This is a genomic window from Muribaculum sp., from assembly GCF_029051885.1.
Lineage (GTDB): Bacteria > Bacteroidota > Bacteroidia > Bacteroidales > Muribaculaceae > Muribaculum.
The window spans coordinates 1-2079 of sequence record NZ_JAIDKI010000119.1; the positions used below are offsets into that span (position 1 = coordinate 1).

Consider the following 2079-nt stretch of genomic DNA (forward strand, 5'->3'; position numbering starts at 1 on the left):
CTCCCTCATCACAAGCGAAAATATGCTCGACGATTGACCGCCCTGACGGTAACATTTATTATTAAACAAGCTCTTAAACAAGTTCTTATTTGTATTCCGGGATTTCATCGGGATGAAACTCAACTGAGTCAGATACCGGAGAAGTGGCCATGAAATAGCCAAGACATTTGTCGCCAACGAACATTGCCGGACCATTACTGTCATTCTGCAACGCTTCGAGATAATCATGCATGGCGCGCGAAATCGGCGAGACTGTAAATGTGATGACATCGCCGTCGAAGAGCACTGTATCATCATCCTCTTCATCAGTATCCTTGCGGGTGGTCATAGTCAGATATGTGCACACACCATCGACAGCATTTCGGTCGTCCATTTCACTCCACCGGTAAATCTCACCGTTGCGATAGAGCTTTACCCAGTAACATTCACCATCGGAGTCCTTATTGTCGCGGAACTGCGCCTCAAACACCGCCACGTAGTCGTAAGGCATCTTTATCCAGTTGAATTCCAGACTTTCGATTTCTGTAGGAGGATACATGGTGGCATCGGCCTCGTAACGGCAACCGTCACGCTCCACCACCAGACGATAGTCATGGCCTATTATACCAGGCGTCGGGTCAACGAACAACCCCTCGGCATCAGTGTGCAGGTTGTAAACCGTTCCGTCGGTCAGGTCGGTAAGAGTAACCACCGCGTCTGTAAGATGCGTCCGGTCCATCGGCTGGTCCATCGGAGTCGTGTAAGTAATAGCCACCTTAGCACCGCCGGGAGTCAGTTGCGCCTCAATGACAGTCAAGGGGTCTATATCGTGATACTTAAAATCGAGTTCCTTCTCGCACGACACAAACAGGAGCATCATGCACATAGCCGGTATAATACTATATAGCTTCATAAATGTCAGAATTTAAGTGTATAGGACACCGAAGGCACAAGACCATACATAGCATGGAGCACTGCGCGGGTGCCGGAGGGTTTGGAGGAATCATCCTCGAAATAAACCACATATGGATTGTAGCGACAATAGGCGTTATATACACCGAAAGCCCATTCATACGTAAGTTTCTTTCCGACATGGGTATATTTTGCGGACAGGTCGAGCCGATGGGTCGGAGGCGTCGTATATGCGTTTCTCCTGGAGTAGTAATAACAGGTCTCCCCTCCTATCTCATATTTCACATCAGGAGCCGTCAATGGCTGGCCCGACAGGAATATCCATGATGTGGAGAGATTCCAGCGGTCGGTCAGCCGGTAGATAGCCGTGACGGAAATGTCATGGCGTCGGTCGTTGGTAGCATTATACCACCGGTCACCATTGATGCCCGGTATCCTGGTCTCTGTACGTGAGATTGTGTATGACACCCATCCGGTGAGTCGTCCGGTGTTCTTGCGCACCATGAATTCAGCCCCATAACTCCGGCCACGGCCGCCAAGTATGAGGTTTTCAATCATTATATCGGAAAATGAACTTCGGCCGTCCTTGTAGTCATAAACATTATCTATACTGCGGTAGTAGCCCTCGGCCGACCAGTCAAACGCTCCGTTCTCGGTCATACCGCTGTAGCCAATGCCGTATTGCATCGATTTCTCAGGCTTTACCGTAGCCGAGGTCAGTGCATAGCGGTCAAAAGGAAACGACGTCGCGCTCGAGCGTATTGCATGGAGATTCTGCGTTGACATGCCGAATCCCGCCTTTACGTTGTGGAGGGGCGTGATGTCGTACTTCAGATTCATACGAGGTTCGGCTGTTATGTAAGTTTTGCCATCAAACTGATTGTAGGCCTGATAGATGCTTTGGAACTCATGAAACCTGTTTTGCGAAAGAACCGAGGAGACATTCAGACGCAGACCGGCGGTAACATCAAATTTTTCAGCAAACGACCCGGAGTATTCAGTCCAAACGGAATTTTCCCAAAGCGACCTGATTTCGCATTCGCGCGAGGCCACGAGCATCCACTCGGCAGATTTCACCTTCAGAAGTTCAGAGCGGAGTCCGAATTCCAGACCATGACCGTCGGCAATCAGCCATCGCATCTTCTCGTCTAACGAATAATTATGGACATATGTCTCATATACACATAT

Annotated in this window: 2 protein-coding genes; both read right to left on the reverse strand. The window is 49.4% G+C overall.

The window, feature by feature from the left end; all coding sequences use genetic code 11:
• Positions 1–85 precede the first annotated feature (85 nt).
• On the reverse strand, positions 86–892 hold the full coding sequence (locus K2I50_RS05245; protein ID WP_301025166.1) for a DUF4249 family protein: 807 nt from the start codon (positions 890–892) through the stop codon (positions 86–88).
• 5 nt (positions 893–897) lie between these two features.
• On the reverse strand, positions 898–2079 hold a 1182-nt coding region (locus tag K2I50_RS05250), incomplete at its 5' end, for a TonB-dependent receptor plug domain-containing protein (RefSeq protein WP_367279088.1).

Excerpts from the sequence above, each read along its gene's own strand:
- K2I50_RS05245 (WP_301025166.1), bottom strand. The coding sequence starts at position 892 with ATGAAGCTATATAGTATTATACCGGCTATGTGCATGATGCTCCTGTTT.